The sequence below is a fragment of the Micromonospora sp. ALFpr18c genome, from assembly GCF_008868155.1.
Classification (GTDB): domain Bacteria; phylum Actinomycetota; class Actinomycetes; order Mycobacteriales; family Micromonosporaceae; genus Micromonospora.
This window is the reverse complement of sequence record NZ_WBKR01000035.1, coordinates 1-26,299: the sequence shown is the minus strand read 5'-3', so window position 1 is coordinate 26,299 and position 26,299 is coordinate 1. Positions and strand designations below refer to the sequence as shown.

The 26,299-nt window shown below is 64.1% G+C and carries 21 protein-coding genes; 14 read left to right on the top strand and 7 right to left on the bottom strand.

The window, feature by feature from the left end; all coding sequences use genetic code 11:
• Window position 1 precedes the first annotated feature (1 nt).
• The 3 genes from F8271_RS09620 to F8271_RS09610 form a co-directional block, all read right to left on the bottom strand.
• Window positions 2-802, bottom strand: a complete 801-nt coding sequence (locus F8271_RS09620; protein ID WP_151489347.1) for a hypothetical protein — start codon at window positions 800-802, stop codon at window positions 2-4.
• 297 nt (window positions 803-1,099) lie between these two features.
• Window positions 1,100-1,348, bottom strand: coding sequence for a phosphopantetheine-binding protein (locus F8271_RS09615; RefSeq protein WP_151489346.1), 249 nt, complete (start codon window positions 1,346-1,348; stop codon window positions 1,100-1,102).
• Window positions 1,349-1,372: 24 nt separating this feature from the next.
• A complete protein-coding gene (locus tag F8271_RS09610; RefSeq protein ID WP_151489345.1) occupies window positions 1,373-4,501 on the bottom strand; it encodes an AMP-binding protein in 3,129 nt (1,042 codons plus the stop codon).
• Window positions 4,502-5,708: 1,207 nt separating this feature from the next.
• Here F8271_RS09610 and F8271_RS09605 point away from each other — a divergent pair.
• Entirely contained in the window at window positions 5,709-7,022 is a 1,314-nt protein-coding gene (locus F8271_RS09605; RefSeq protein WP_225854337.1) for an MFS transporter, read from the top strand.
• A 30-nt stretch (window positions 7,023-7,052) separates the two neighbouring features.
• Window positions 7,053-8,003: a hypothetical protein gene (locus tag F8271_RS09600; protein ID WP_151489343.1), complete on the top strand. Its 951-nt coding sequence runs from the start codon at window positions 7,053-7,055 to the stop codon at window positions 8,001-8,003.
• A gap of 56 nt (window positions 8,004-8,059) precedes the next feature.
• Here F8271_RS09600 and F8271_RS09595 read toward each other — a convergent pair whose 3' ends face one another.
• Entirely contained in the window at window positions 8,060-9,376 is a 1,317-nt protein-coding gene (locus F8271_RS09595; RefSeq protein ID WP_192580214.1) for a hypothetical protein, read from the bottom strand.
• 288 nt (window positions 9,377-9,664) lie between these two features.
• Between F8271_RS09595 and F8271_RS32285 the strand changes: the two genes are divergently transcribed.
• Window positions 9,665-9,820, top strand: coding sequence for a hypothetical protein (locus tag F8271_RS32285; RefSeq protein WP_192580213.1), 156 nt, complete (start codon window positions 9,665-9,667; stop codon window positions 9,818-9,820).
• A 142-nt stretch (window positions 9,821-9,962) separates the two neighbouring features.
• On the opposite strand, the gene F8271_RS09590 is transcribed toward F8271_RS32285, so the two are convergent.
• Together F8271_RS09590 and F8271_RS09585 are read right to left on the bottom strand one after the other, a co-directional pair.
• On the bottom strand, window positions 9,963-10,286 hold the full coding sequence (locus F8271_RS09590) for an acyl carrier protein (protein ID WP_151489341.1): 324 nt from the start codon (window positions 10,284-10,286) through the stop codon (window positions 9,963-9,965).
• Between the two features lie 716 nt (window positions 10,287-11,002).
• Window positions 11,003-12,169, bottom strand: coding sequence for a condensation domain-containing protein (locus F8271_RS09585; RefSeq protein ID WP_225854335.1), 1,167 nt, complete (start codon window positions 12,167-12,169; stop codon window positions 11,003-11,005).
• Between the two features lie 1,071 nt (window positions 12,170-13,240).
• Between F8271_RS09585 and F8271_RS09580 the strand changes: the two genes are divergently transcribed.
• The 10 genes from F8271_RS09580 to F8271_RS34130 all read left to right on the top strand — a co-directional run bounded on the left by F8271_RS09580 (window position 13,241) and on the right by F8271_RS34130 (window position 23,732).
• Complete coding sequence (locus tag F8271_RS09580; protein WP_225854343.1) at window positions 13,241-14,341, top strand: branched-chain amino acid aminotransferase; 1,101 nt, start codon at window positions 13,241-13,243, stop codon at window positions 14,339-14,341.
• Window positions 14,342-14,347: 6 nt separating this feature from the next.
• Window positions 14,348-16,390 carry an amino acid adenylation domain-containing protein gene (locus F8271_RS09575; RefSeq protein WP_151489338.1) on the top strand — a complete coding sequence of 681 codons (2,043 nt, stop codon included), beginning with the start codon at window positions 14,348-14,350 and terminating at the stop codon, window positions 16,388-16,390.
• A gap of 5 nt (window positions 16,391-16,395) precedes the next feature.
• Window positions 16,396-17,655, top strand: coding sequence for a cytochrome P450 (locus F8271_RS09570; RefSeq protein ID WP_151489337.1), 1,260 nt, complete (start codon window positions 16,396-16,398; stop codon window positions 17,653-17,655).
• A gap of 25 nt (window positions 17,656-17,680) precedes the next feature.
• On the top strand, window positions 17,681-18,418 hold the full coding sequence (locus F8271_RS09565) for a thioesterase II family protein (RefSeq protein ID WP_151489336.1): 738 nt from the start codon (window positions 17,681-17,683) through the stop codon (window positions 18,416-18,418).
• The gene (locus F8271_RS09560; protein ID WP_151489335.1) at window positions 18,415-19,164 is read left to right on the top strand and encodes a thioesterase II family protein; all 750 of its coding nucleotides are present in this window, start codon (window positions 18,415-18,417) and stop codon (window positions 19,162-19,164) included. The genes F8271_RS09565 and F8271_RS09560 overlap by 4 nt, the downstream gene beginning before the upstream one ends.
• An 875-nt stretch (window positions 19,165-20,039) precedes the next feature.
• Window positions 20,040-20,774, top strand: a complete 735-nt coding sequence (locus tag F8271_RS09555) for a hypothetical protein (protein ID WP_192580212.1) — start codon at window positions 20,040-20,042, stop codon at window positions 20,772-20,774.
• Between the two features lie 23 nt (window positions 20,775-20,797).
• Window positions 20,798-21,193, top strand: coding sequence for a cupin domain-containing protein (locus tag F8271_RS09550; RefSeq protein ID WP_151489334.1), 396 nt, complete (start codon window positions 20,798-20,800; stop codon window positions 21,191-21,193).
• Window positions 21,194-21,255: 62 nt separating this feature from the next.
• Window positions 21,256-22,269 carry a class I SAM-dependent methyltransferase gene (locus F8271_RS09545; RefSeq protein ID WP_151489333.1) on the top strand — a complete coding sequence of 338 codons (1,014 nt, stop codon included), beginning with the start codon at window positions 21,256-21,258 and terminating at the stop codon, window positions 22,267-22,269.
• A 25-nt stretch (window positions 22,270-22,294) separates the two neighbouring features.
• A complete protein-coding gene (locus F8271_RS09540) occupies window positions 22,295-23,122 on the top strand; it encodes a phenylalanine 4-monooxygenase (RefSeq protein ID WP_151489332.1) in 828 nt (275 codons plus the stop codon).
• Between the two features lie 241 nt (window positions 23,123-23,363).
• Window positions 23,364-23,732, top strand: a complete 369-nt coding sequence (locus F8271_RS34130) for a winged helix-turn-helix domain-containing protein (RefSeq protein ID WP_151489357.1) — start codon at window positions 23,364-23,366, stop codon at window positions 23,730-23,732.
• Here the strand turns inward: F8271_RS34130 and F8271_RS09530 are convergent.
• Entirely contained in the window at window positions 23,629-24,444 is an 816-nt protein-coding gene (locus F8271_RS09530) for a hypothetical protein (protein WP_225854333.1), read from the bottom strand. The two genes, F8271_RS34130 and F8271_RS09530, sit on opposite strands and share 104 nt — an antisense overlap.
• A gap of 674 nt (window positions 24,445-25,118) precedes the next feature.
• Between F8271_RS09530 and F8271_RS09520 the strand changes: the two genes are divergently transcribed.
• The gene (locus tag F8271_RS09520) at window positions 25,119-26,009 is read left to right on the top strand and encodes an endonuclease/exonuclease/phosphatase family protein (RefSeq protein WP_225854331.1); all 891 of its coding nucleotides are present in this window, start codon (window positions 25,119-25,121) and stop codon (window positions 26,007-26,009) included.
• Window positions 26,010-26,299 lie beyond the last annotated feature (290 nt).

Genomic DNA, 26,299 nt, shown 5'->3' with positions numbered 1-26,299 from the left:
ACTACTCGGCTGGGCAACTCTCTAGCCTCTCCCTCGTGCCAGACTCAAGCGGACGGCCCAGCGCCTCGAGGACCGCGACCCGCGTCTCATCGGCCCTCAGCAGTTCAAACCGGTCGCAGCTCAGGCGCAGTGCGCGCTGGTGCCGGGCAGTGCAGGCGTAACCCGCCGGGTCGGCGTCCGCGGAGTCAACGCGCAGCACATGTCCCTCCCAGGTCGGAGTACGGGCGTGGTGGGCCGCTACCAGGTGGCTGAACCAGTCCGTGTACGCACTGACCATCTGCGTGGCGCTTGCCGCGATCTCCGACTCGGTGGCGCCTGCCGCCCGCAGCGCCGCAAAGGCATGGCGGGCCAGTTCGTCGGTGAGGTCGGCGACGAAGCGCTCCGGGTCCGCGGCCAGTGTGTCGGCGTCGACGCGCTCGCTCACCTCCTGTTCGTCCAGCTGGACGCCGAGTTCGGCGAGCCGCGCGCGGTATTCCGCCCTGATTGATTCCAGCGACGCGACCTGGGGGTCGAACAGCATGATCACCGGTGGCTCTCCACCCAGGGCGGCGGCCACCTCGAAGGCAAGCGGCGCGGAGGCACAGTAGGCGGCGACCGCCGCGATCGGGCCCGTCCCGGCCGGCACGTTCGCCAACAGGCGGGCCGCGTACGCCGCGCCACTCACCGCCCTTGGCAGGGGGGAGGGCAGCAGGTCGTGGACTCGCACCCCGTGCCGCTCCAGGGCCAGTTCGTCGATCCGGGCCTCTTTGCGGTATCCGGGATAGTCGAGCGCGAGAACCACAGGGCGTTCGCTCTGGGGCATGGGGGAGTTCCTTTCGCTGCTGGTGCCCGCTGTCCAGGCTCAGGCGGGAGCTTCACTTGTCGAGGTCACCCCGTCGATCGGAGCTTCGATGCGTCCGTCACCAGCACATTCACCTGATCATCACTGTGGAACCGCCGCGCCGACGCACCCGGTGACTGGGAGATTCATGCACGGCGGCCGATTTGCTCGGACGTCGTTACTCTCGACATCTCCACGCGTGGAGAGCGGCCGTCTTGGCAGTTCCGGGGAAGGACCGAGGATGAGCAGGTCGAGTGACACCCGAGGTGGAACACCAAGCTAAGCCTGGGAGCTGTCGATGAATGCCGACAGCGTCTGCGGCGAGGCGTGCGTGAAGAGGTCGCGCAGCCGGACGTCGACACCGAGGACGTCGTAGATCTTGCCGACGATCTGAAGCAGCTGTAGGGACGTGCTGCCGTTCTCGACGAGGTCCGAGGTCTCGTCGACGTCTTCCCTCCCAAGGACCTCGCGCCAGATCTCCGTGAGTGCGGCGGTGCGGTCCGAGACATGCTGGTATTCGGTCTTCATACTTGGCGGCTCCTTTGACTGTCATTACCGAGGAGGTATTCGATGCCCGCTTGCTGATGCGACAGCGTCGGGGCGGTTGCGGACATCGGGCATTCGCGTTCCACCCGGCCATCCGCTTCCGCTTCGGCTGCCACTCTCCTGCGTGAGCCGGGAGACCAGACGCGCGCTGACGCTCCGGGCCGTGGTCTCGGTCACCAGCGCGGTCTCGTAGGTGACCCGCACCGTCGACGCGATGCCGTCGTCCGCGAGCAGTTCGACGAGCAGTGGAGCCTGGAGGCGGATGTACGGCAGCTCGATCCCGTGCACCGCGCAGCCGTCGAGCTGGAGCTCAGCGCTGGGCGAGTCCTGCACCGCGCCGATGACGTGGTACAACTGCTGCCCTGCCAGCCCGGCGGCCCGGGCCACCTCGGCGATGGACAGGTTGCTGTTGCGCAGGGCAGCGAGAACTGCGCTCTCGGCGCGGGCTGCGGCATCGTCAGCTGTGGTTTTCCGCAGTCTGACACCGATCATGTCGATCAGGCAGGCGATGGTGTCCTGCAGAACCGGGGTGGAACGTTGGTTCACCGGGATACCGATCATGACGTCCTCGGCACCGGTGACCTCGGACAGCGCTCCGCCAAGCGCGGCGATGAAGAGTGGGAGAAGGCCACCGCCGATGGAGTGCCTACTCAGGAAGTCCGTCTGCTCGGGCAGCAGAGGCACGTCAATCTTCGTCACGCCGGCTTCCGTGCACTCTGTGGGCGTGACCCACGGCGCCGGGCCGACCGGAAGCTCAGCCAGTTCCTCCGCCCAGTGCTCCCGTTGCGCCGCGAGATCCGCCGAGTCCCGGATCCGCTCCATCTCCGCGTATATCTCAGATGGTGCGGCCACCGGATGCGCGAACCGTGGCTCCCGCCCCTCACCACGCGCGCGGTACGCCTCAGCCAGATCATCCACGAAGATCCGCTTAGACCACCCGTCGAACGCGATGTGGTGAACGGACATCCCGAAGATCCACCCCTCGGGCTCCTCGAGCTTGCAGAGCACCGCGCGCCAGACTTCTCCCTCGAACAGGGAGAAGGTCCTGTCGAGTAGTGCCTTCACCTGCGGTAGGGCCGTCTCCTCGTCCGGGGCCTCCATGTGCTCGACCGAGACCGGGCGGCCGGAACGATTCCACGTAGCCAGGTCCTCGAAGTCGTAACGGCCCTGGAGGTACAGGTGGCGGTGGTGGACGTCGTGCAGCGCCTTCACGAGATGGTCGGTGTCGAGCGCGCCCGCGATGCGCCAGGCCAAGTAGAGGTGATTGTGCGTGTCGTTGCCGTCGAGGTGCGGCAGGAGAAATCCGGATTGCATCCCGGTCAGCGGTGACGGCGCGGTTGCGTCCGCCCGGTCCGCACTGTCCGCTGCGTCGGTCCCGTTCGCCCCGCCCGGCGTCGCCCCGGACTGCTTGGCGATCCAGTCGCGCATCTCGTTGACCGAGGGGTGGCCGCGCACAACCGACACGGGAATGCTGAGACCGGTCACCCTGCTCAGGGCCGTGCACAGGCGAACCGCGCCCAGCGATGTGCCGCCCAGGTCGAACAGCGAGGCGTCGGGATCCACCAGTGCGCCACCGAGAACCCGGCTGAACGCAGACTCGATCGGGTCGCTGGAGTTGGCCTGTGCGCGAGCTGAGGTCAGCTCTGCGATGGCGGATTGCAGCGCGACCGTGTCGAGCTTCGCGTTGCTGGTCAGCGGCAACGCCGCCAGTCGGACGACGGCCTCCGGAGCCCACCCCGGAGGCAGGTCGGCCACCAGCGCAGTCCGCAGGCTCTCCTCGTCGAAGTGGTCGCTGGCCGAGACCACGGCGAGGGCGAGTGACTCCGGTCGGCCGGAGAGGCCGAGCAGCGGGACCACGGCGCATTGCGCGACTCCATCGAAAGTGGCTGCCGTCCGCTCGATCTGGTGCGCGTCGATCCGGTGTCCACGGATCTTCAGCTCGCGATCGCGGCGCCCCTCGAACGTGAACAAGCCATCGGTGGTCCTGCTGCCGTAGTCCCCGGTGCGGTACACCCGCAGACGTCGGCCACCGATGAGCACCTCGGTGAACTTGGTCGCGGTCAACGCCTCGTCATCGAGGTATCCAGGAGACACTCCGTCGCCCGAGATGCACAGCTCGCCGATCTCGTCTGGGCCGCACTCGCGTTCACCGTCCAGCACGTGTACGCCGGTGCGGGGTATCGGATAACCGAGGGGGATGGCGTCGTGGGTGTCGTCGACTGTCACTCGGTGCATCAGAGCGATGCACGTCGACTCGGCGGGGCCGTACCCGTTGATGAAGGGAATGTCCGGATGGGCGGCCAGGAAGCGCGCAACGTGCGCGGGGGAGAGGGCTTCGCCGCCGGCCATGGCCACGCGTAGGCCTTCGAATGCGGACACGTCCTCGTCGACCAGAACGTTGAACAGCGAAGAGGTGACGAAGAGGGTGTTGAGGCCGTTGTGCGAGATCTCGTGACGTAGCTCGTCGGGCGTGAGTGCCCGATGCTTCCGGAGCAAGGAGGCGCCGCCGCGCAGGAGTGGGCCCCAGACCTCAAACGGAAACGCGTCCCAGTTCGAGGAGCCCAGGTGCGCCAGCACGGTCTCGCTGTCGATGGATGCGATGCCCTCCCCGGTGAACATCCGCAGGGTCGCGACGTGCGTCGAGAGCACCGCCTTCGGCTCGCCGGTGCTGCCCGAGGTGAAGAAGACCGTTGCGATGTCGGTGCCCGAAACGGGGATCGACTTCCAGGCGCGCTCGGCAGAGTCCCCAGCGGGCGGGTCGAAGTCGGGCAACTCGACCTCACGTTCGAAGCAGCCGCTGGATCGGCCCGGCGCGGCGACCGCGAGGGCGCCGCCGAGAATCTCGTCGATCCGCCGCAGGCGTCGCGCGTTCCACTCCAGATCCATGACCGCGTAAGCGGCGCCGAGCTTCAGCACACCGAGGGCTGTGGCAATCAGTGCCGGTGATGTCTCCAGCTGAAGGGGCACGATGCTGCCAGCTCGAACCCCCTCCGCTGCCAGCCAGTCGGCGACAGCGTCGGACCAGGCATCGAGCTGACCCCGACTGACGACCTCACCGCCGTGGATCAACGCAGCACGCGCATGATCCGCCTGAGCAAGGTCGTGCAGAACCATATGGATGGATGCGGCGCTCATGACTCAGCCAGCTTCCTTCGTCAAAGTGGAGACAGTTCGTGCCCTGAAGCAGTAAATGCGAACGGGTTGGCTACATGTCTGGAGCAATGATGCTTCCCTTGTGCCGCCAGGGGACGAATGCGGCCGCAGCCTAAGCAAAGCCACCAGGGCCGCGGCTCCTTTTCGTCTCCCGCATATCCAGTGGTAGCCGAGCTCGTCCGGTCGTCGCTGTAAGCACGACGGAGTAGCTGCCGGCGACTCGCTCGGACGGACAATTCATTAGGAGGTCGGTATCGTTGGCCCTTTGCGAAACTAATGGCGTACTGCTCCGACGTGCGGCAATAGGTGCGACATGCATTACTAACTTATCGACGGACTCCCTGAGTCTAAGCGGGGTCGCCCCTGCGTCGCCCCTGACATATGGCAGTGACCGGCCACAGCCTCCGGCTCCCACTCCGCCGGCGGGACACGAGCCGCTCGCCCTCGGGCGAGCCTGGTCAGCCTCAGCGCGCCACGATGACGACATCCCGACCGCGGTGGCCGGTGACCGGGTCGACCAGTGCGAAACTCCGACGAAGGCTTCTGCCCCAGCGTTGTGGTGCCCCGTCCCTCGACCTGCTCAGCTGCATTCTGCGGGCCCCGAGCCCCACTTGTCCGCCAGCCCCGCACACCGGTCGGCAGCGAACCGGCGTGCCACTTGCGCAGGCCTCCCGCGAGATCCCGAAGCCCTCCGCGACCGGCGCGTTCCGCCGGCGTGCCGCGCACGGCAGCGGGCTCCGACCGCATCGCCAGCGCCTCGGTCGCCGATTGACGGCTATGGGAGGCTGTGTTTAGTATCCCAGACGACTTTGAGATCTATCGGGCCACGACCCCTCAATCGGGGCACCTTCGGAGGGCTTTGAGTGGTCGGTCCAAACTGCCTCCAGGTTCATGATCCTTCACTTGGACGGGGTATTTGGCGCAGGCAAACATCACTCGCTGAAGATCTCTCCACTCGCCGCCGCTCTTGGATCTTGTTCGATCCCGAGACTGCCGATAGCATCCGTGCAATTGCCAAGGAAGCGGCATGGCGCGCCTGTGGCGACTGTGCAGAACCTCGGGCTAGCAGAAAGGTGGCTTCGCGTGACTGTGCGCTCTGAGCGAGCCTTATTTGCATCGGCGGGAATTCGATGACCGGCATCGGAGTGGCGTTGTGGGTCATTGATGGGCACCTAGACGGAGAAGGCGCTTGACGTTACCTACCAGTCCCTCATCGGCGCCCACGACCGCGCCCTCCAGGCTGCCGCCCAATGGGTCGGGGCGCTGGAAGCCCGGGCGCCGGCGTCGTCTACGCCCAGGACTTCGGCTCTTCGCCGAGCTTCCCGCCGCCTTCCGATGGCTCCTCGCGGGCCGCACGATGTCGATCTTGGGCAACACCGTTGCGCCCATCGGACTCGCACTCGCCATCATCGATGCCGGCGGGAGCGCCGGCACGATAGGCATCGTTGTCGGCGCGAGGTCCGCCGGCAACCTGCTGTTTGTTCTGGCCGGAGGAATCCTCGCCGACCGGTTCCCGCGGAGGTTGGTCCTCGAGGGGTCGAGTGCAGCCAGCGCGGTCACACAAGCGTTGGTGGCGTGGTACGTCTTATCCGGTGGCAACTCCCTGGCCCCGCTGACCCTACTGGCCCTGCTGAACGGGATCTGTGCGGCGTTCGCGTCCCCGGCCTCGTCGGCGCTACTGCCGCAGACCGTCCCGTCCGAATTGCGCCCCCAGGCCAACGCGGCCATGCGACTGACCCTGAATCTGTGCGCCGTGACATCCGGGGCACTCGCCGCGCTATTCCTGCTCGTAGCCGCCCCTGGCTGGCTGATCGCCTTCGACGCGTTCTGTTTTGCCGTCGCCGGAGTCCTGTTCTCAAGGGTTCGGGTCGCAGCCAGCACCGCGTCCAAGAAGGAATCGCTGATGAGCCAGGTCCGCGGGGGCTGGGTAGCCTTCTCGGAGCAAAAGTGGTTGTGGCAGGCCATCGTCGGCTCAACGTTGATGAACCTGTGCTACTCCGGCACCATCCCGGTGCTGGGGCCAATCATTGCCGAGGAAACCTTCGGCAGTCACCTCTGGGGCCTCGTGCTCGGCGCCCAGGTCTTCGGCTTGACAGTAGCGGCCGCTCTGATCATGAGAAGCGGCCGGCGAATCTCGCTGCGCCTTGGCCTCCTGGCGCTTCCCCTCGGTGCCGCGCTGCCGCTCACTCTAGGCGTTTATCCGGTATTCGCGGTGTTGCTACTGGCCGCGTTCGTCGGAGGCCTGTCAATGGAGATCTTCGGAACCGTCTGGGAGACGACCCTCCAGGACAGGATCGAACCGGACAAGCTAGGGCGAGTGTACTCGTACGACGCCCTCGGATCCTTTGTGGGTGTACCGCTGGGACAGGTGTTGGTGGGTCCTGTCAGCGCTGAACTGAGCCTTCGCACAACCCTGATCATCGGGGGTGTGCTGATGGTCGGCGCGGCTCTGGCGATCGCGTATGCACTCGGCGGCCAACGGACGGCGGCAAAAGAGGCCTGATGTATTCGATGAGATACCGGAGGACTACGGGTGCCGCAGCATCATGAGGGACTGGTCACCGCTACCCTTGCAGAGAACGACCACTCGGCGTGGAAGGCACTCAGGTTCCGCAAAGACCTGCACGTCGTCAACGTGGCGCCGCCGCCGGCATCCGGCAGCGAGTGGCTGACCGAGGGATTCCGCTTCCGACCTACCAATGTCGTCTGGCTCGCGGATCCAAAGGGATCCGAAGAGGAATACGTCGGAGGGCTAGGGCATAAAGCGCGGTACGCCGTGCGAAAGGGACTCAGGGATCTCCGGGCCTCCGCGATGACGCTCGAGCACGTCGAGAAGATCACGCATGCGCTGGCCGAAGAATGGCTGCCACTGTACCGAGCGTCCCTGGCCGGCATGGCCTTCGCGGCCCCCATAGTGAACTCGCCGGAAGAGGTGGTGGGCATCGGGCCGGACGTGGAGATGCTGGTGATCCGAGACCCCGACGGAAACATGTGCGCCGGCATGGTTACGCTCAACGATCACCGCCGCGGTGTCTACACGGCCGGGCTGTACGGCGAACGGAACGGCCTGCGAGGCAGCCACAGCCTCTCCCGGGTACTTCATCTTGCCTTGATGAATGTCACCCGAGCACACGGGTTGCCACTAGCCAGCGCGGGGTGGGAGCCCAACCTGTATGGGCACATCGCCAAGGCTGGCCTAGCGGCATACAAGCTGTCGATGGGGTTCCGTCCAGTACCTCGAGTCGCGCTGCGAACCGACGGTTCCGAAGACGTGCTGACACGTGTTGTGCATGACGACGGGCTGACTCCACCGTTGGTGTTCTTCGCGTATCCGACCTGGCCGCCAGAGCAAGCCAACCTGATGGACGTCCGGCTCCGGGCCGTTGCACACCCCGACAAAAACACTCCATTCGAGTTGAGCGTGTTTGGCTCCGATGTCGAGTCGTTGGCACTATCGGCAGCTGAGAACGTGGCGGTGTCTTGAGAGGGCGGCAAGCCCCAGTTCCTGGTTACCACGTGGGTGTGACGCCCGGGTCGCAGTCAGATCCGCTTGGACGACTCGGCGGGTCGCCATCCCGCGTCAGCGTAGAAGTACGGACTGTCGAACGCCTGCCGCGCCTGTGAGTGGTTCATGGCAGCACGATCGACTGCGCCATCCCGGGCCGCCACGAATGCCTCAGCAATTAGGGCCATGGACGTCTCGGAAGCGCCTTCGAACGTGACCTCGTTGGTGCCCAGACGAAACACGGAACCGGAGACGTTCGGCATTTCATTCTCCGTCTGGACGTTGACCCGGATACCAGCCTCGGCCAGGGTTCCAGCGAGCTTGTTGGTTGCGGCGTGATCCCCGACGTGAACCCAGACCATGTGGTTGTCGGTGTACCCGTCCGTGCGGCGGGCAACATCAAAGCCCCGCTGCGCCAACTCGGCGCCGAGTCGCTTGGCATTGACGACGACCTGTCGAGAGTAGGCCGGGCCAAAGTGCTCGAACTCGCGCGCGGCCAGACCCAGTGCCAGGGTCGCACCGAAATGGTGACTGCTTACCAAGACGCGCTGCGCGTCCTTGATGAGCCGGCTCACGTGCGGCAGCCTGGTGAACAATACGCCCTTGTGCGGCCCGGGAAACGTCTTGTGCGTAGAGCCACCGAAGCTGGTGGCGCCAAGATCAAGGGGGTTGGGCGCCTGACCGCCGAGAATAAGCCCGAGGGTGTGGCTGGCGTCGATGTGTAGCAACGTGTGCGGGCTGTGCTCAGCGAGGCAGGCGGCAACCGCGGCGACGTCCAGTAGATGCAGGCTGTTAGCCAGGTCGAGGAAAATCAGGGATACGTTTTGTGAGGATAGGATTTTTCGTAGGCCAACCAGGTCCACCGCACCTGCCTCAACGGAGATGGCGGCAGGAACGAACCCGAAACGCTTGATCACTGCCGCAGTGGCGTAGTGACCTCCGCTCGCGGGGTCGATGCATACGACCGTGCTGCCCGGGTCGCCGCCCATGCCCGCAATTGCGATGAGCATCGCGCTGAGCCCGGAAACCGGGCGGAGGTTGACGAACGGCGCGTCAGACAGCGCCCTCAGGCTGCTGTACGCCACCTCTGTTTCGATGTCTGAAATGCTTTCCCCGCCCCTGAATTGCCAGAAATCCGGGTCGTGGTCTTCATTGAAGAAGTAACGGTTGTGGAAATCGAACTGCAGGGGCAACTGCGCCAGAGGGGAGAGACGGTTCTCGCTCGGGACCAGGCTCAACGCATCTCGACTACGGTTGTGACTATCACTGAGTCGCCGTGCAAGTTCATGGATTTGACGCTTGTGCTGTTGTTGCGGAGCCGCGCTGAGCGTTCCGTCTTCGACTACCCGCATCGTACCTCGCATGTCAGAATGAGTGATGGTGATGGCGGGCCAAGTGTGTCTAGCCGTTGACCCTGCGGCACTGCACAAGCGTCCAAAAATGAAAGCTCACTCATTTCCCGACGCTGCCCTTGCAGGTTCCCCGCCCACATCTGAGTGCCATGACTCGCAGCGCCTGCATGTGGTTTGCGTTGGCGGATCCTGCTGTTCGGGGAAGCGTTTCCACCCGCAGGGCACCCGAGCTCATCGCCTGAATGCACGTGTTCCACCTGCCCTGTAGGCACCCGAGATGGACGAGTCTTGCCCCTGCTTGAGTTCGGCATCGTGGACGGCCTGCTCGTCGGCATCGGAGCAGTCCAAAGCCCCGTCCGCCGCCGGCTCAAGCAGATCCCATATCGCCTCTACGCGATCATCGGCTGGCTCCCCGAGGCCGCTCTGAGCTACGGATCCCCATGATCATGACCAGCTATGCTAAGAGCTCGACCTGACTACGGCTGTTGCTGTCTTCCAACCGTTGATGTGAGACGCTCTTCCCGATCCGACAGCCGTCAGATCCGCGTTCCGGAATGGGCGTCGCCGTCTATGCGCCGGAATCACGCTACCGGCTGCCCTGCTCCACGGTCCGCTCGCGAAGCGCGGCCGACTCCGCCTCGAGCTCGCGCGGGGATGCGAACTTGAACAGGAGACTGACGGGCGGCCGCCAACCCGAGCGCGATTCGTAGCAGTTCAACAGCTTCGGGATCAGCAATGAGTGGCCACCCGCCTGGAAGAAATTGGTGTCCTCGTTGATGTCCTCGGACGGAAGAACCTCACGAAATGCTTGGAGCCAGACCGAGTCGGTCGGTTCTCCACTGCCAGGCTGTGGCGTGCCAGGTGTGAACACGAGGCCTCCCAGGTAAGGCGAAGGATGCTGAGCAGGCACCCTCTAAGGGTGGATGGCGGGATGGTAGAGCGGTCTGGAACGACCCATCGGCGGCTGGTCACCATGAACTGAAGGGTGAGGCTATGACACCCCCCGACGCATACGTACTGGCACCAGTCAGGGTCTCCCGCGTGATGCTCAGGCCGCACTCCTGCCGAGAGGGTTCTGTGGGAACAGCCCCGTCACGGGCCGCGGAGGGGTTCGCGGGTCACCAGAGGTTCGGTGAAGCACTGGCGGAGCCGGTGGCGGCGCGGCAGGGTGGGGCATGGCTCTCGGCCGGTTCGCCTTCGCCTGAGCACCTGTCGGAGCCGCAGCGGGAGACAATCCAGGCATCGCTGGACGCGGGTCTGGGGGGCGACCGGCTTCGAGGTGGACCAGTCTGGACGTCGGCGCGGATCGCACGGGTGTGTGCCACGCCAACGTCACGCCAAGCGAGGTGAGTAAGCCCGCTGCGGCGGCTTGGCCCTCTCGGTGTTGCTCGGTCGGATGCCTATGCTCGCGCTGACCGCCAGGCCCGTCTCTCGGAGCCGCGCCTCCGCTCGTCACCCTGAGCCGCTACCGCATCCTCCGCCTCGCCGACCACCGGCCCTGACCAGCATCACCACCTGAGCCCTGGACCGCGGACCTTCCCCCCAGCGACGCGCGAGGATCCCGTCGGTCTGCGCCGGGGGATGGACCGGTTGGTTTCGCGAGCGGCGATCCCGACGGCGATCGGGTCAGTTGTCGGCGGAGAGCAGGAATTTGTCGGCTGCCTGGATCAGCGACTCGACGATGTCGCTCGGAAAATAGTTTTCGTTGTATGAGACGACGGCCTGCGGGTCTGTTCCATCTAGTTCCCACCTGAATTGGATGGTTCGCGGCCAGGTCACCTCGCCCGGCACGTAGAGGTAGACGATCTCGGCTGTTGTTCCGGGAAGAAGCGATTCCCCGAGGTCCACCGTTCGTTTGTCGAGGACCACGTTCACCCCGGCTGCCCGGTCGGTGGAGACCAGTTCCTCGTTCCAGAGTCTGCCGGCGGACCGGAGCGGGAGGATGTACTCGAACACGTCAAGGGTGTGCGAGAAGACCTCCCGAACTGTTTCCAGTGGACTGCGCGACCCCGCAGCCAGGTGCAGGGGCACCATCTGGACGAACAGGCCAGCGATGTCGGATGTGCCCGGCAGCACGCGCCCGTGGTAAGGGGTGGTGGCTCCCACGGTCGGGGCGCCACTCACCTGCTGTAAACCTGACAGCACAGCGGAGGCCACCGTCACGAACGATGTCGCCCGGGCGCGCCTGGCGATGTCGGACACTCTCGCTTTCGTGTCCGCCGGCAGGGCGTGGGTCACCACCGTGAGCCTCGATTCGCCTTCCGATTCGAAGGTGATCGGAAAGGGCGGGGGGAACGTGCCGAACCGCTCGGTCTGGGAGCGCCAGAACGCTCTCCGCTGCGCACCCCAGGCAGCGGACAACTCGCGGCGCTCAAGCAACGTGAAGTCGTGATACGCGTTCTTCTCGACCTTGTCGGGGACGCTCGCCCCTCGAGTGGCGCGCTCATAGAACACGCCGAAATCCGCCATGAAACGCTTCCACGTCTTCTCATCGACGATGATGTGATCCAGCACGATCGCGAGGAGGTGCCTACGCTCGTCACGCTGCACGATCGCGAGGCGCGACAAACCCACACCGGCGAGGTCGAACGGAGTCGTGACCGTGCGTACGGTCTCAAGCGCCTCCATATCCGAATCAGCGGTGTAGAACTCCACCTCGCCCAACACGTCGTCGTACGTGCACGCTTCGTCCGGCGAGACGTACGCCCGACGCAACACGTCATGACTCAGGCAGACGCCACGCCACGCCTGACGAACGGCGCCGATGTCCAACGCCCCGTCAAGCCACGCCACGCAATAAACAAGATTGTGCCTATCCGCGAACTCCCCAGACAGCCGGGCCATCTCAGCGAGCGCTGTCGGACCCCGCGTGACCTCACCCCGGCCCACAGTCATTTCCCCACCCTTCTCTCAGCCCAAAAGGGCGACAACGCGTTACCGTAGGACGGCGTCGGATTTCGAAGCATGATCGAGTGTGGGACCCGATTCAGAGCGGCGGCTGACAAGGCAGAGGTCGGTAGACGAAAGAGCCTGTCTATGGCGACTCGTCGACCGGAGCGTTCCACCGTTAGCGCGAAGCCGAGGTGTGCTCAGCAACGGGAGTCTGCCTGCCACGCATGCCCCTTTCGGCCGTGACTACGGCTCTGCCGACACATGAAGAATCTGACCTATATTACCGGTGCACGAACCCCTGAAGCCCTAACAGACAACAGGAGTCGGGGGCAGCGTCAGGGAAGATCCAGGCACTCGCTGGGCCTGAGGTGCTGACATGGCGAATGAGCTGCGGGTACAAGGCCTCCGACGGAGTCTCCCTGACTAGTGCCAGTACGTACGCGTCCGGGCGGTGGCATAGCCTCACCCTTCAGTTCATGGCGACCGACCGCTAGAGCACCGTTCAGTCTGATCCACGATTCCCTTCGTCCATCCCTAAAGGATGCCTGCTCATCATCCTTCGCCTTACCTGGGAGACCTCGTGTTCACGCCCGGCACGTCACAGCCTGACAGTGGAGAAGCTTCCAACTCGACTTGACTCCAAGCATTTCGTGGAGTTCTTGAGTCGCCGACGACGACGAGGACACCGGCTTTCTTCTGGCGGGTGGCCATGCACTGCTGATCCAGAGTCCGTTGACGCGCGAGGGTCCACCTTCGAATAGGCAGCGCCTGTGAGTTGCTGTTCAAGTTCGCGTCCTCGCGCGAGGCCGAACCTGGGTCGGCCGCGCTTTGCGAGCGGTCCGCGGAACAGGGCAGCAGGTAACGCGATTCCGGCGCATCGGCGGTCAGCGCTATACCCGCGACGCCGGACCTGGACGGCTCTCGGGTCGGAGGAAGCGTTTTCACCCGAACTACTGAAGGAGGGCAGTAGCCATAGTCGATTTCGAGATCAGGCCTAATCGGAAGCCGATGCCCGAGGCGGAGCGCCGAGCGGCGGTCGACACCGCTGCGTTCGGTCAGGTGTTCACCGATCACATGATCACTCTGCGCTGGGATGAGGAGCGCGGGTGGCACGACGGACGGGTGGAGGCCTTTCAGCCCATCTCCCTGCTGCCGTCGGCGTCGGTCTTCCACTATGGGCAGGAGATCTTCGAGGGGATGAAGGCGTACCGCCACGCAGGTGGGTCCATCGCCCTCTTCCGGCCGGAGCGCAACGCCTCCCGTTTCAACGCTTCCGCCCGTCGGATGGCGATGCCGGAGATCCCGCGGGAGACGTTTGTCCGCGCCGTTGAACTGCTCGTCCGGCAGGACCGCGAATGGGTGCCGGACGGCGAGGGCAACAGCCTGTATCTGCGGCCGATGATGATCGCGACCCAGCCGACGCTGGGGTTCACGCTTCCGTCCGACAGCTATCTGTTCTGTGTCTTCGCGAGCCCGGTATCCGGGCCCTTCAACGGACGCACCGGGCCGTCTGCGCTGTCCGTCTGGCTGTCCGAGGAATACAGCCGCGCCTCGCCCGGCGGAACCGGTGCCGCGAAGACCGGCGGCAATTACGCCGCGGCGTTCCTGGCTCAGCGAAACGCTGTGAAGAACGGCTGCGACCAGGTCGTCTGGCTGGATGCGGTCGAGCACACGTGGGTCGAGGAGATGGGCGGGATGAACCTCTGCTTCGTCCAGGGTGCCGGTGACTCTCAGACGCTCATGACACCTGCGTTGACCGGAACGCTACTGCCGGGGGTGACGCGGAACTCGCTGCTCCAGCTCGCCGAAAGACTCGGCCTCGGTTGCGAGGAGGGGCGCATTTCGGTAGATCAGTGGCGCAAACAGTGTGAAACCGGCAATACCACCGAGGTCTTCGCCTGCGGGACCGCAGCAGTCATCGCGCCAGTTGGACAGGTGCGCGGCGCCAATGGCGGATGGACGATCGGCGACGGCCGCCCCGGACCGGTCACCATGCGGCTCCGCGAAGCGTTGATCGGCATTCAGTACGGACGCATTCCAGATGAGTTCGGGTGGGTGCATACCGTGTGCTGACCATATTTGGCCGCAGGCAGGACTCACAGAGGAAGGTGTCCCAACTTGAACGAATTTGACAATCCCAACGGCACGTTTGTGGTCCTGGTCAATGACGAGGAACAGTACTCGTTGTGGCCGTCGAAGCTGGAGTACCCGACCGGTTGGCGGGAAGCACGGCAGACCGGCTCTCGCGAAGAGTGCCACGCATTCATCGAATCAACGTGGTCCGACATCCGGCCGGCGAGTGCCCGAGGCACCGCGCCTGAGCACGACCCGGTAGCGCTCATCCACGACATGGTTGCCGACCAGGCCAGGCGTACGCCCCACAATGTGGCGGTCAACCACGCAGGGACCGCGTTGACCTACGAGGAACTGGACACGCAGGCTGAGTCGCTGGCCGCCCGACTGCGTTCGGCAGGCGTGGGCGGCGGGTCCGTCGTCGCTGTCGTTCTCGGCCGGTCATTGCCGCTCATCACAACGCTGCTGGCCATCCTGAAGGCCGGCGGGGCGTACCTCTATCTCGACCCGACCGAATCGCCCGACCTGCGGCGTCGCATCTTGGCGGACTCCGCCGCCCGGTTCGCCGTCGTCAGCGGCGAGACTGCGGACGCGGTCCCGGAGATCGGCCAGATCCTGTGCGTCGACGACGAGACCGCCGACCGGTTCTCGCCGGAGCCGGCCGACGAGACGCCGATCACGGCGGACACCCCCATGTACGTCTGCTACACCTCGGGGTCCACGGGCGAGCCCAAGGGCGTCGTGGTGCCGCACCGCGCGGTCTTCCGGCTGATCAACAAGCCCGATTGGATCGATGTCCAGCCCCAGGACGTCTTCCTCCAGCTCACCCGCGTCGGGTTCGACGTCTCCACCTTCGAGATCTGGACCCCGCTGATCCGCGGCAACCGGCTCGCGCTGGCCAGCACCGGCCACGCCGATTTCGGCGAGCTCATCGCCACGGTACAGAACGAGGGCATCACCGTTCTGTGGCTCACGACCGGGCTCTTCCACAAGATCGTCGACCACCATCTCGACGGCCTCGGTGGGGTCCGCCACCTCCTCGCCGGCGGAGACGTCCTGTCGCCGTCGCACGTCCGGCAGCTCATGGAAGCACACCCGCACCTCATCTTCACCAACGGCTACGGCCCGACGGAGAACACGACGTACACGACCTGCTGGACGTCACGAACGCCACCCAGTGGTCCCCGGGTGTCGATCGGGCGGGCCATTGAAGGCACTACGACCATGATCCTCGACGACGCGCTCCGGCCGGTGAAGCCGGGCGAGGTCGGCGAGCTCTGGGTCGGCGGCCCCGGAGTCGCCACGGGCTACCTGCGCAGGCCGGTGGCCACCGCGGAGAAGTTCGTCGCCGACATCGACCCCTCCAGTCCCGGCGCCCGAATGTACCGGACCGGCGATCTCGTGGTCGTCGACGACTCCGGCGACCTCGACTTCCTGGGCCGTGCCGACCGACAGCTCAAGATCCGCGGCTACCGCGTCGAGCCGAGCACGGTGGAGATGGAACTGATGTCCCATCCGAAGGTGCAGCGGGCTGTGGTGCTCGCTCACACCGACGGTGCGGGCGACGCCCGGCTCATCGCCACCGTTGCCGTCGGGGAACTCCTGGCGGACGAAGCGAGCACTCTGGGCAACGAGTTGCGCGACTACCTGCACAAGAAACTGCCCGCGCACCTCGTCCCATGGGGGATCTTCCCCGTCACAGACATCCCACTGAACCCGAATGGCAAGGTCGATCGCTCGGCCCTGCCCGCGGCCAAGATGCCGCGCAACGTCTGGAACGAATACGTCGAGCCCTCCAACGATCTCCAGAGGAAGCTGGCGGAGATCTGGAGTGACGCCCTCGAGATCGAGCCGATCGGCATCACCGACGACTTCTTCGAACTGGGCGGGCACTCACTGCTCGCGGCCGACCTGCTGGCCGCACTGGAGAGTCGATTCACGGTGGCCATGTCCGCGCGCACCCTGTTCCTGAATCCCACCATCGAGGCTTTGGCCGAAGAGGTCTCGCAGAGGCTGGATCTCGCTGCGGCCGAGGTCGGAAAGGCGTGACGAAGATGACCGATCTGGAGGAGACGCCTGCCCGCCTGGTGGGCAGATGCCCGGTGAGTCACACGGCGGCGTTTGGTCCCGCCGACCCAGTGCTGTTCAGCGACGGTGACTACCGTGCCACCTGGGCCAACTTGCGCGGCCTTGATCGGCTCACCTGGCAGCAGGTGGACGAGCGCCGCGGCTTCTGGTCCGTGGTCAAGTATGACGACGCTGACCGTGTCCTGCGCGACCACGAGACGTTCACATCTGAACGCGGAACGATGCTCGACACCCTGGGTAGCCAGGACCCCGCGGGCGGCCGTCAGATTCCGGTGACCGACCCTCCGCGACACACCGGAATGCGCGCCAGGCTGCAGAGGGCGCTTACGCCCAAGTCGCTGGAGGCCCAGCACGCGGCGATCCAGGGTCTGGTGCGCGAGCTGTTCGCGCCGCTCGGTGACGGCGGTTCGTTCGACTTCGCCCAGGCCATGCTCATGCTCCCCGTGGCGGTGGCCGGCGTCGCGATGGACCTGCCCCGGGAGGACTGGCCGCGGCTGTGCCACCTGCTCAACGCATCGATCGCGGGCAGCGATCCCGACTATCTGGACGCCGGCAGCGGCGATGCCGTGGCGACGGTGGACAACGCACACCGGGAGCTGTTCGCCTACTTCCAAGAGGTCTACCGCGAGCGCAGGCGCAAGCTCGGAGACGACCTCATCAGTATCTTGATGACCACCCAGGTGGACGGTCGCCCGATGGCACCCGGCGAGGTCATGTCCAACTGCTACAGCGTGCTGCTCGGCGCGTCGGTGACAACGCCGCACTCGCCCAACTACGTCATGTCCGAGCACATCGGGGACGGGCTGCTCGACGAGTGGGCCGCCGACATCAGTGTCACCGGGTCGGCGGTCGAGGAGGCCCTGCGGCTCGCGGCGCCCGTGAACTACTTCATGCGCCATGCCACCAGGGACGTCGAGGTGCGGGGAACCGTTGTCCAGGAGGGCGACCCGCTCGTCGTCTGGTTCGGATCGGCGAACCGAGACCCGGACGCGTTTCCCGATCCCGACACGTTCCAGCTGCGCCGCAAGCCGAACCGGCACCTCTCGTTCGGGATGGGACCGCACTACTGCGTCGGCCACTCGCTCGCCCGCACCACCCTGAAGATCCTCTTCGAAGAACTGCTGACCACATACCACCGGTTTGAGCTCGCTGGCACTCCGGTACGGATGCGCTCGACGTTCGTGTCCGGTTACAAGCATCTGCCGATCACGGCACGCCGTATCTGAGGAAGACCGGAAGGTAAGAGGTTCCATGTCCGACGGACATCGCTGGTTCAAGCGATTTCAAAGCCCGGCAGCTGAGGCGACCACGCTGCTGTGCCTACACCACGCGGGCGGCAACGCAGCGATGTTCCGCGAGTGGCCGCGGCTGCTGCCACCGTCGATCGATCCGATCGCGGTGCAGCTGCCCGGCCGTGCCAACCGGATCGACGAACCGCCGTTCCACGCCATGGACGAGTTGGTCGACGGCCTCGTCGATGCCGTCGAGCCGCTGTTGGACCGGCCGGTCGCCGTCTTCGGGGCAAGCATGGGTGCGCGGGTCGGGTGGCAGCTTGCACATGCCCTGCGCGAGAGAGAGCTGCCGATGCTGCGTGCGCTGTACGTCTCGGCGAGCTCGGCGCCGAGCCTTGATCGCGAGGTGCGCGGCTGGGACGGCCCGGACGAGGGCCTGGTGCAGTACATGCAGAGGCTGGGAGGGACACCGGCCCAGTTCCTCGACGATCCCGAACTGTTGGCGGGAATCGTGGCCACCCTGCGCGCTGACCTGACCGTGCTCAGTACGCACACGTATCAACCCGACGTGCTGCTCGACATCCCGATCACAGCCTTCGCCGGCGTGGACGACGAAGAATCCACGCCGCAGCAAATCGAGCCGTGGGGCAAGGAAACCACCGGTCCGTTCGTCATGAACGTCATCGAGGGCGGGCACTTCCTCGACACGTTTGCCATGAGGCTCGTGACCGACGCCATCTCGGAGGACCTGCGATGAACGATGTCAACGCGAGACTGAAACCGAACAAGTGGTTGCCGCGTGTGCCGCTGGCCGACGCGTCGGCGCGCCTGTTCTGCATCCCCTACTCCGGCTGCGGGGCGATGATGTACCGGAATTGGCCGGAGTCCTATCAGGGAATCGACTTCTGCCGCCTGCAACCGCCGGGCCGGGAGAACCGGTTCAACGAGCCGATCTTCGCCACCTACCAGGAGATGGCGGCGGCGCTGGCGGACGCCGTCGAGCCCTACCTCGACGTCCCCTATGGGTTTTTCGGCCACTGCGGTTCAGCGCTCGCGGCGTATGAGGTATCTGCAGAGATCGAGCGGCGCGGATGGCCGACGCCGAGCTCCCTGTTCATTTCGTCGCAGGTCGCACCGCAGGACGGCCCGACCGGGCGATGGCTCGTGATGAACCGCTCCGAGTTGAACGACGAGCTGGACAAGATGACCATAGCGATGGGCGGCACCCCGATCCCCGAGCTCAGCGACGTCTACCTGGACATTCTCGAAGAGGACATCGCCACCAACAAACGGTACGTCATGCCGAATCCTCAGCGGCTGATGACGCCGATCGTTACGATCGGATGGAGCGAGGACATCGAGGTCGATCATCGGAGCATGGGCGGGTGGGCGGCCTGCGGGGACACGAAGTTCGTGCTCCTCAACGGCCCACACCAACAATTCCTCAATGCGCCGGCGGAACTACTCGATACCTTTGCCATGAGCCTACCGAGCCGTGCATGAAGCCCTCCCCGGGTTGGGGGCAGACATAGGCTGAAACCGCCGATCCCGTCCTGTGGTACCGCCTCGGCCTGCTCACCTCGGCAGGGGTGCTGATACCCAGCCAGCCGGGTCAGGACGGCGCTAGGCCGTCGTGTTTCCCGTCGGTGACTGGCGGCGCGTCAGCGACGGAGGCGGGTGCGGCTACGACGAGTGCGGGTGTGCGAGAAGGTGACATCGGGTCCTCGTCGGGTCGTGAACCGCCGCAACTCGATGATCATAGGCGCCGCCTCATGCGCCGACGTCTCCACAGAGGCCGGAATCGCCTCGAAGTTCCTGGTCAGCACCTCGGCTGCCGACTATGCAATTTGCCCTGTCCGGGGCCGCCTCCCGTTTAGAGAAGCGGTCTCAGCTGTGGAAGTACGCCCAGGTAAACGCCCACACTCCCGGCCGCTGATCCCGCACACCCCACGAGGAGCACCATCGCCCTGACTGATGTCAGTACGCCTGCCGCCGGAGGGTCGCTAGTGTGCAGTTCCATACAGTCAAAGAAATGCCCCCGCTCAGGGCCTCGCACAAACCGGCATGAGATGACCTAGCTGCGATAGAGATTGGCTGCCACACATGGAGACGTTCAATCCGACCTAGCTCCCGTCGGAGCAAACCCAGTTTTGGGCTCCTTCTCGTGGCCGTGATAGCCCGTGAAGTGAAACTCAGAATTGCCGACCGAGATGTCGTCCGGCTACCCACCAGCCCGGCTGGGGCGAGGCCGACGCGCCGCTCGCCTAAATCTAAGTGCGCTCCCTTTGCGGCCTGCCGCGGGGGAGCCGCCAGGCCGGGAGCGGCAGTTACTGGACAAACCCGTATGGGAACCGACGATCGCACGAAGGATCTGATTAATGGCACAGCTCTTTGCGCGAACGCTACTGCCTGAGGTGCGCGACCACCTGGAAACGACAGGTCACCTTGGCGACGGCAAGCTCTCCGAGCGAGCCGGGGCAGTGGTCCGCAGCCTCGCCAAACACGACGAGATGCGGTATCTGATAGATCAGACGCTATCGGACGACGGTCAACTCGCCGAGATCGCAGCGCGGTCATATTATCACGCCAACAGCTTTCTCAAGCTTGTTCTGGCGGTCGGCGACGAGAATGCCTGGAAGCTTCGCCTCCATGTATGGCATCCACAGTCGGAGTCGGATCGCCCGCCGAGGGAAGACATCCACTCGCATCGCTGGGACTTCACGACCGCCCTGCTGCTCGGCGAGTACAACGCCCGCGAGTACATGATCGCCCCCGGCGAGGAGTACCACCACTACAAGTACACCCCGGTTCGGGCGGACCAGTTCTTCTCGCTGGAACCCATGGGAACCGGGCAGTTGGCCCAGATGTGCGAATCCATCGTCCCGGCGGGCACGATTTACCACCTTGACCACAGGGTCCTCCACAGCATCGCACGTTCGCACGACGGGCCGACGGCCACACTCGTCCTGCAAGGGCCCACGGTGCGGGACTCGACGAATGTTTATCGCACGACCCCGGTAAGCGAGAAGGGCGGAGTCGGACAAGTCTACGTCGCGCGGCCCTCCGTCCAACAGCTGCGCGCGGAGCTGACCCAGCTCCTCCGCTGGCTGTGACCCCAGGCCGGGAGCACAAAGCCGTGACTCAATACAAATACACAACTGAGGCAGCCGCACGCTTCAGCAAGCACGGCGTCGACCTGAGCGTATACGGACTGGTCGATTCTTCTGTGACTGTCGCCCATGTCCGTGTCGCGGAAGGTCACTTTGAAGAGTTCTACAACCTGAAGAGCACGTACACGCTTTACATCATCAGCGGCTCTGGCACCTTCTATCTCAACGACGAAGCCCTGGATGTGAGCGCCATGGATCTGGTCGTCATTCCACCGAAAACGCGCATCTACTATTTCGGAACCATGGAGATGGTTCTCACTGTCTCGCCGGCGTGGGACGAAGCAAACGAACGGCACGTTAGATTTCTGGAAAAGAGCCACATTTCTAACCTCCCCGCCTCTCTAGATCGCCGCCCGGTCTAGACAACGCTGGACCCAGGCGACGGGCAAAACTCTCTCTAATCGCGTGACGGGAAGGCCGTACAATGAATCCTCTTGAACTGGAAGCAGACCGCAGAGCCGCCTCGCAGTCTGCGGCTGACATCTTCAACTCGGCAGTCGCGTCCTGGGCAATCGCCGCAGGATGGGAGATCGGCGCACTCGATGAGCTGAGCGAGAAGGGCAAGCTCGATACGCGCGACTTCTCCGAGCAGCATGACCTGCATGTCCAGTCGGTGAGGGGCATGTTCACCGCGCTGGCCAGCGTCGGCGTCGTCGAGCGTGATGGCGACACCATCCTCCCTGGCTCATTGTTTGACGAAGTGTTCCAGACTAAGTCATTCTTTCATTGGCTCAGCCGCGGTAGCGCGCCTTTGTTTACGGCGATGCCCACGGTCATGAAGAATGCCAACCGCGTCGGCGACTTCTACACCCGAGACGCGCCGGCGATCAGTTATGCCTGCCGCGAAATCAATGCGGAGGTCTTTGATCCTCTCTTCTGGTCGGTGATGGAGAGTCTGGATTTCCCCTTCACCAAGGTTGCCGATCTCGGTTGCGGCAGCGGTGAACGACTGCGGCAGATCGCCCGACGCCATGCCGGAGTCCAGGGCATCGGGCTCGACATCGCCGCCCGTTCGCTGGAGGCCGCCGAGGCCTCCACCGTGGAGGCCGGGCTCGGCGATCGCATCTCGTTCGGCATCGCAGATGCTCGCGCGCTCGAGCCTCGTCCCGAACTCGTCGACGTCGATCTCGTTACCAGCTTCATGATGGCGCACGACTTCTGGCCGCGCGAGGAGTGCATCTCCTCCTTCCGGAAACTTCGTGAGGTATTTCCGAACGCGCGCCGATTCCTACTGGCGGACACCGCTCGGTTGACCGATCTGCCCGACCACCGATTCCCGATGTTCAACCTGGGCTTCGAAGTCGGACACGACCTCATGGGCGTCTATCTGCCGACGATGGAGGATTGGGAAGGCGTCTTTCCCGAGGCCGGCTGGCGGCTGGTGAAGACGCACCGGGTGCAGGGGTTGACTAACGGATTCATATTTGAGCTCGAATAAACCGTGTTAAGGAGCTGAGAAGTACGTGCAGGAACAATCAATAGAGACCTCCGACCCGTACTATGTCGCGCGACGTGCCGAAATAGCGACCTTGGCGGATCGCTGTGGTCCGGATGATCCGATCCCCACGATCAAGTACACGGAGGAGGAGCACGAGGTCTGGCGTCTGGTGTGCGAAAAACTCGCCGCGCGCCACCGCACGGACGCCTCGAACGAGTACCTTGAAGCCGCGGAAGGTCTCGCAGTTCCACGGGAACGGATTCCGCAGCTGCGAGACATCAGCAGACGTATCGATTCGCTTTCCGGCTTTCGGTTCAGGTCGGCACCCGCGCTCGTTCCTTTTCGAGATTTCTGCAACGGCCTGGCAGGTTCGGTCTTTCACTCCACACAATACCTGAGGCACCCTGGCACGCCCTTCTACACTGCCGACCCGGATATGTTGCACGATGTTGTCGGGCACGGAAATGTTCTGGGGGATAAGCGGTTCGCCCGTCTATACCGCCTGGCTGGAGAGGCGGCCGCGCGAGCCGAAAGTGAGGCGGCGCTGCAGTTCATTGCCAAGGTGTTCTGGTTTACTCTTGAGTGCGGACTGATCCGACAGCAGGGAACGACCAAGGCATACGGTGCTACGATCGTTTCCTCATACGGAGAGCTGAACCACTTTCGCGGCGCTGACATCCGTCCGTTGGATCTGAAGAGCCTGGCCGACGTCGATTATGACATATCGACCTACCAGAAAACCCTGTTCGAGGCGGACTCGATGGACCACCTCGAAGATGTTGTGGGCGGCTTCTGGGAGACCTGCGACGACAATACTATTGAGGCCCTCCTGGAACTCCAGCCGTTCAGATGACGTGACGGCAGATGGGCTGAGGTGAGGCCAAGAAGGGTCAAGTTGGTGTGCGGGTATGGCGTTCGCAGGTGGTTGACCGGCAGTACCCGGTGAGCTAGGTCGTGGTCCGCTCGATGACCCACCTGCGATCGCCGACGTGCCCTGAGGGCTCGATTCCCTTACGGGGTATACAGAGCCGATGCGTTAACCGTGGCCAGTCTCCACAGCTCAGGTATACCGGCGCCGTGTCGGCGCCCAGGCGCTGGAGCGCGCTCCTCGTGCAGCCGGTCCCGGAACACCGGCACGTGACTGGAGCAGGGATCGTTCCGCCACTCTGTCGCGACACCTCACCTCCCACAACCGGGGGTGGAACGAGGGGGACCAGTGCTGGAAGCTGGCACGGATCGGCGTGCTGATCACACGGACGTGGCACGCCAACTACACACCCAGCGGGGTGAGCAAGATGCTGCGGCGGCATGGCCCCTCCGCACAGGTGTGCCCAGCACTGGGCCCCGTTCCTTCGTGCCTCAGTCGCAGAACGCGAAATTTTCCGCCGACTCCGTCAGCGGTTCATCACGAACGACGCCAGGAAGCAGGGAAAGGTGTTCCTCGCGGACCAGGTCGAACCTGAGGGCGAATGCGACCAATGCTTCACGCTTGGAGTGCATACGGCCTCCGTCCACATACTTGGCCCAACGGCTGATCGGTAGCTTCTGATCGGCGAGATATTCGACGTGATAGTTGATGCTGCTGCGGTTTGCTCCTCTGAACTGGTCAGTGCACTTCAGCCTCTCGACCACCTCGTGCACGGAGGGCACTGCCGCCATGGATGAACCGCGCAATCGAGGCTCACAGAGCGCAGCGAGCACGGCAAAGTACTTGCTCGTCGTGTCCAGCTTGAACATGTTCGATTCGACCGCTGTAGCGGCCCGCTCAGGTGTAAGCATGGTCGGCGGCGGAGCAAAAACAGTAAGTTCGGTAATTCCTGAATCTGATGGAATTAGAATGCGAGACATTTCAAATGGAATTACCATGCCCAATCGCCGGGGGCGGGCTTTGATCAGCTCCGCACCCCCCTCCAGGTTCTCGATGACAAAAGTCGAGCACGCGGTGAAATTCGAGAGGAGGAGATGGCTGTCTGAAACCTCGAACGCCCCGAAACCTGGTGCAACATTGAGTTGGAATTCCCCGGTGCGGCTTGATATGCCAAATTCCAGACGATCGTCGGCTTTCAGGTTAACGCGACCCGCCTTGGGATTTACTCCGTTAGGGTTGCGATAGTTTCCCCGCCAGGTCACGATCACTTCTACGTCGGATTCAGTTTGCTTAGGCATGAACAGCACTTCCCCGTTTTTGTTTACACGCCATTTTTAACTGTGTCGGCCCGGAAGCCTTCCCATCGCCTCAACTGTCACCGTTTACTCAGTGTGACGTGGGTGTCGATCGGCAGGCTTCATTGACCCGGCAGGGCAAACCTGGTATCGAAGCCCGCTGGCATAGGGCTTGACGAACCCACAGCCGGCAACACTCCCAAACGTCGTATCTGACCCGCTTGTCGATCCTACAACGCCCACTGTGAACCTCGCCAGGGTCAATGCGTAATGGGATAAGCGCTGGTCACGGTGACGATGATGTCGTGTGGCACGGTTGGCCTGGGCGGTGGTTGGCCTCGTCGTCGTGCGGGGCAGCGGCTTGAAGTGTTGGGCAGGGCAGTAAGGACGGCGGGTCCGATGCCTATCCGCGGCTTGTGGAGGTCCTTACGGAACGTGACGTCCCGGCTGGGATGTGGGCGGCTCCGGATGTGCTATCTGCAGCCGGTGCGGTCGCGTAACTTGGCGGGTTGGGCCTGCTCGGCGGGTAGCGACACCGCGACGTAGGTGGATGTGATCTCCATTCTTGACGCTCGACGGCCCCTGGGATAGCATCCTGAATATTTGTGATTTCGCAGAACTTCGTGCCGGTCCTGCATTCCGACGCGGATCCCTCCTTGGTGTGATCTCGCATTTTGACGATTCGAATGCAGGCCGCAATCACGCTGCACGTGTCCAGTGTCGAAGAGGTCGAAAAGCGGATGGCCAGCAATTCGAGATCGGGGCATGGAGCAGGTCTCACCTCCTCTACACGAATGGGCGAAGCCGTGAAACCCGCATCCCTCATAAAGCTCGCGACCTGGAACATGGGGGGCGGGATTCTCGGCGCATCCCATCAGCATGGCGCAATCCCCTCGCCGGACTACTATGCATCGGTACTGCGGCGGCATGGCCCCGATGTGGTCTGCCTTCAGGAGGCTCACGACTACCACGGGCGTTTCGAGAGTCAGCCGCACTGCCTGGCGCGCCAAGCGGGGTATCCGCACGTGCTGTCGTTCCCGACCAGCGCCTCGCACCTAGCCGAAGACGCCAGCCTTACGCTGGCGGTCCTCTCCCGATTTCCGCTCGGCAACGGGGTGTACAGGCAGTTCCCCAATCCCGGTTTGACTGGCACCGGCCCTGACGGGGAGCCATGGTTGCTGGCGGACAAGGGATATATGATCACGCAGGTAGACCTGGGTGGCCGTCAGATGGGCCTGATCAACGGCCACTGCTTTCCGTTGCGATACTTTGGCGCACGTGCCACCGACCCAGGTTTTGCTGAGGTATGGCACATGCTCACACAGGACATGCTGAAGCTCAAGGAGATCGGCCCGGCGGTGGTCGCCGTCGACCTCAACCACGAACCCGTCGAGGACGTGCTGAATGAGGCCCTCACGCGAGACAGGTACATCAACGCTTTTGCGAATACCGTCACGACTGTCAGGGGCGCCAAGCGGGACTACATCCTCTACGAGCAGGGGATGCGTCTACTAACGGCTACTGTGACGGCCACGGAATCAGATCACGCGTATCGCCAGGTGAGCCTTGTCCTCTAGGCCGTGACCTCGAAGATGCACAACCATGCCCTCTTCGCCGACGGCAGGTACCTGGACAGCGCTTCCTGCTCGACGTCGGACAACTCGTAGCGACGGACCACGCGCTCCATCATCCGACGCCACGAGCCCTTGATGACGCCGCCTAGTACGGCAGCCGCCATTTGCTAGTTGGCCAGGGCATAGTCTCGGTTGAGTCGGGTGCGTTGGTGGAACCAGCGTGCTCGGGCTTGGTGGCGGCGTCGCCAGTTGCGCCAGTGGGTGTCGTGGTCGGTGGGTTTCGGTCGGTGCCA

Bases quoted from the DNA above. Each gene is read 5' to 3' on its own strand.
- F8271_RS09610 (WP_151489345.1), bottom strand. From the start codon at position 4,501: ATGAGCGCCGCATCCATCCATATGGTTCTGCACGACCTTGCTCAGGCG.
- F8271_RS09560 (WP_151489335.1), top strand. From the start codon at position 18,415: ATGAACGATGTCAACGCGAGACTGAAACCGAACAAGTGGTTGCCGCGT.
- F8271_RS09565 (WP_151489336.1), top strand. From the start codon at position 17,681: ATGTCCGACGGACATCGCTGGTTCAAGCGATTTCAAAGCCCGGCAGCT.
- F8271_RS09620 (WP_151489347.1), bottom strand. From the start codon at position 802: ATGCCCCAGAGCGAACGCCCTGTGGTTCTCGCGCTCGACTATCCCGGA.
- F8271_RS09520 (WP_225854331.1), top strand. From the start codon at position 25,119: ATGCAGGCCGCAATCACGCTGCACGTGTCCAGTGTCGAAGAGGTCGAA.
- F8271_RS09545 (WP_151489333.1), top strand. From the start codon at position 21,256: ATGAATCCTCTTGAACTGGAAGCAGACCGCAGAGCCGCCTCGCAGTCT.
- F8271_RS09555 (WP_192580212.1), top strand. From the start codon at position 20,040: ATGGCACAGCTCTTTGCGCGAACGCTACTGCCTGAGGTGCGCGACCAC.
- F8271_RS09595 (WP_192580214.1), bottom strand. From the start codon at position 9,376: ATGCGGGTAGTCGAAGACGGAACGCTCAGCGCGGCTCCGCAACAACAG.
- F8271_RS09615 (WP_151489346.1), bottom strand. From the start codon at position 1,348: ATGAAGACCGAATACCAGCATGTCTCGGACCGCACCGCCGCACTCACG.
- F8271_RS09570 (WP_151489337.1), top strand. From the start codon at position 16,396: ATGACCGATCTGGAGGAGACGCCTGCCCGCCTGGTGGGCAGATGCCCG.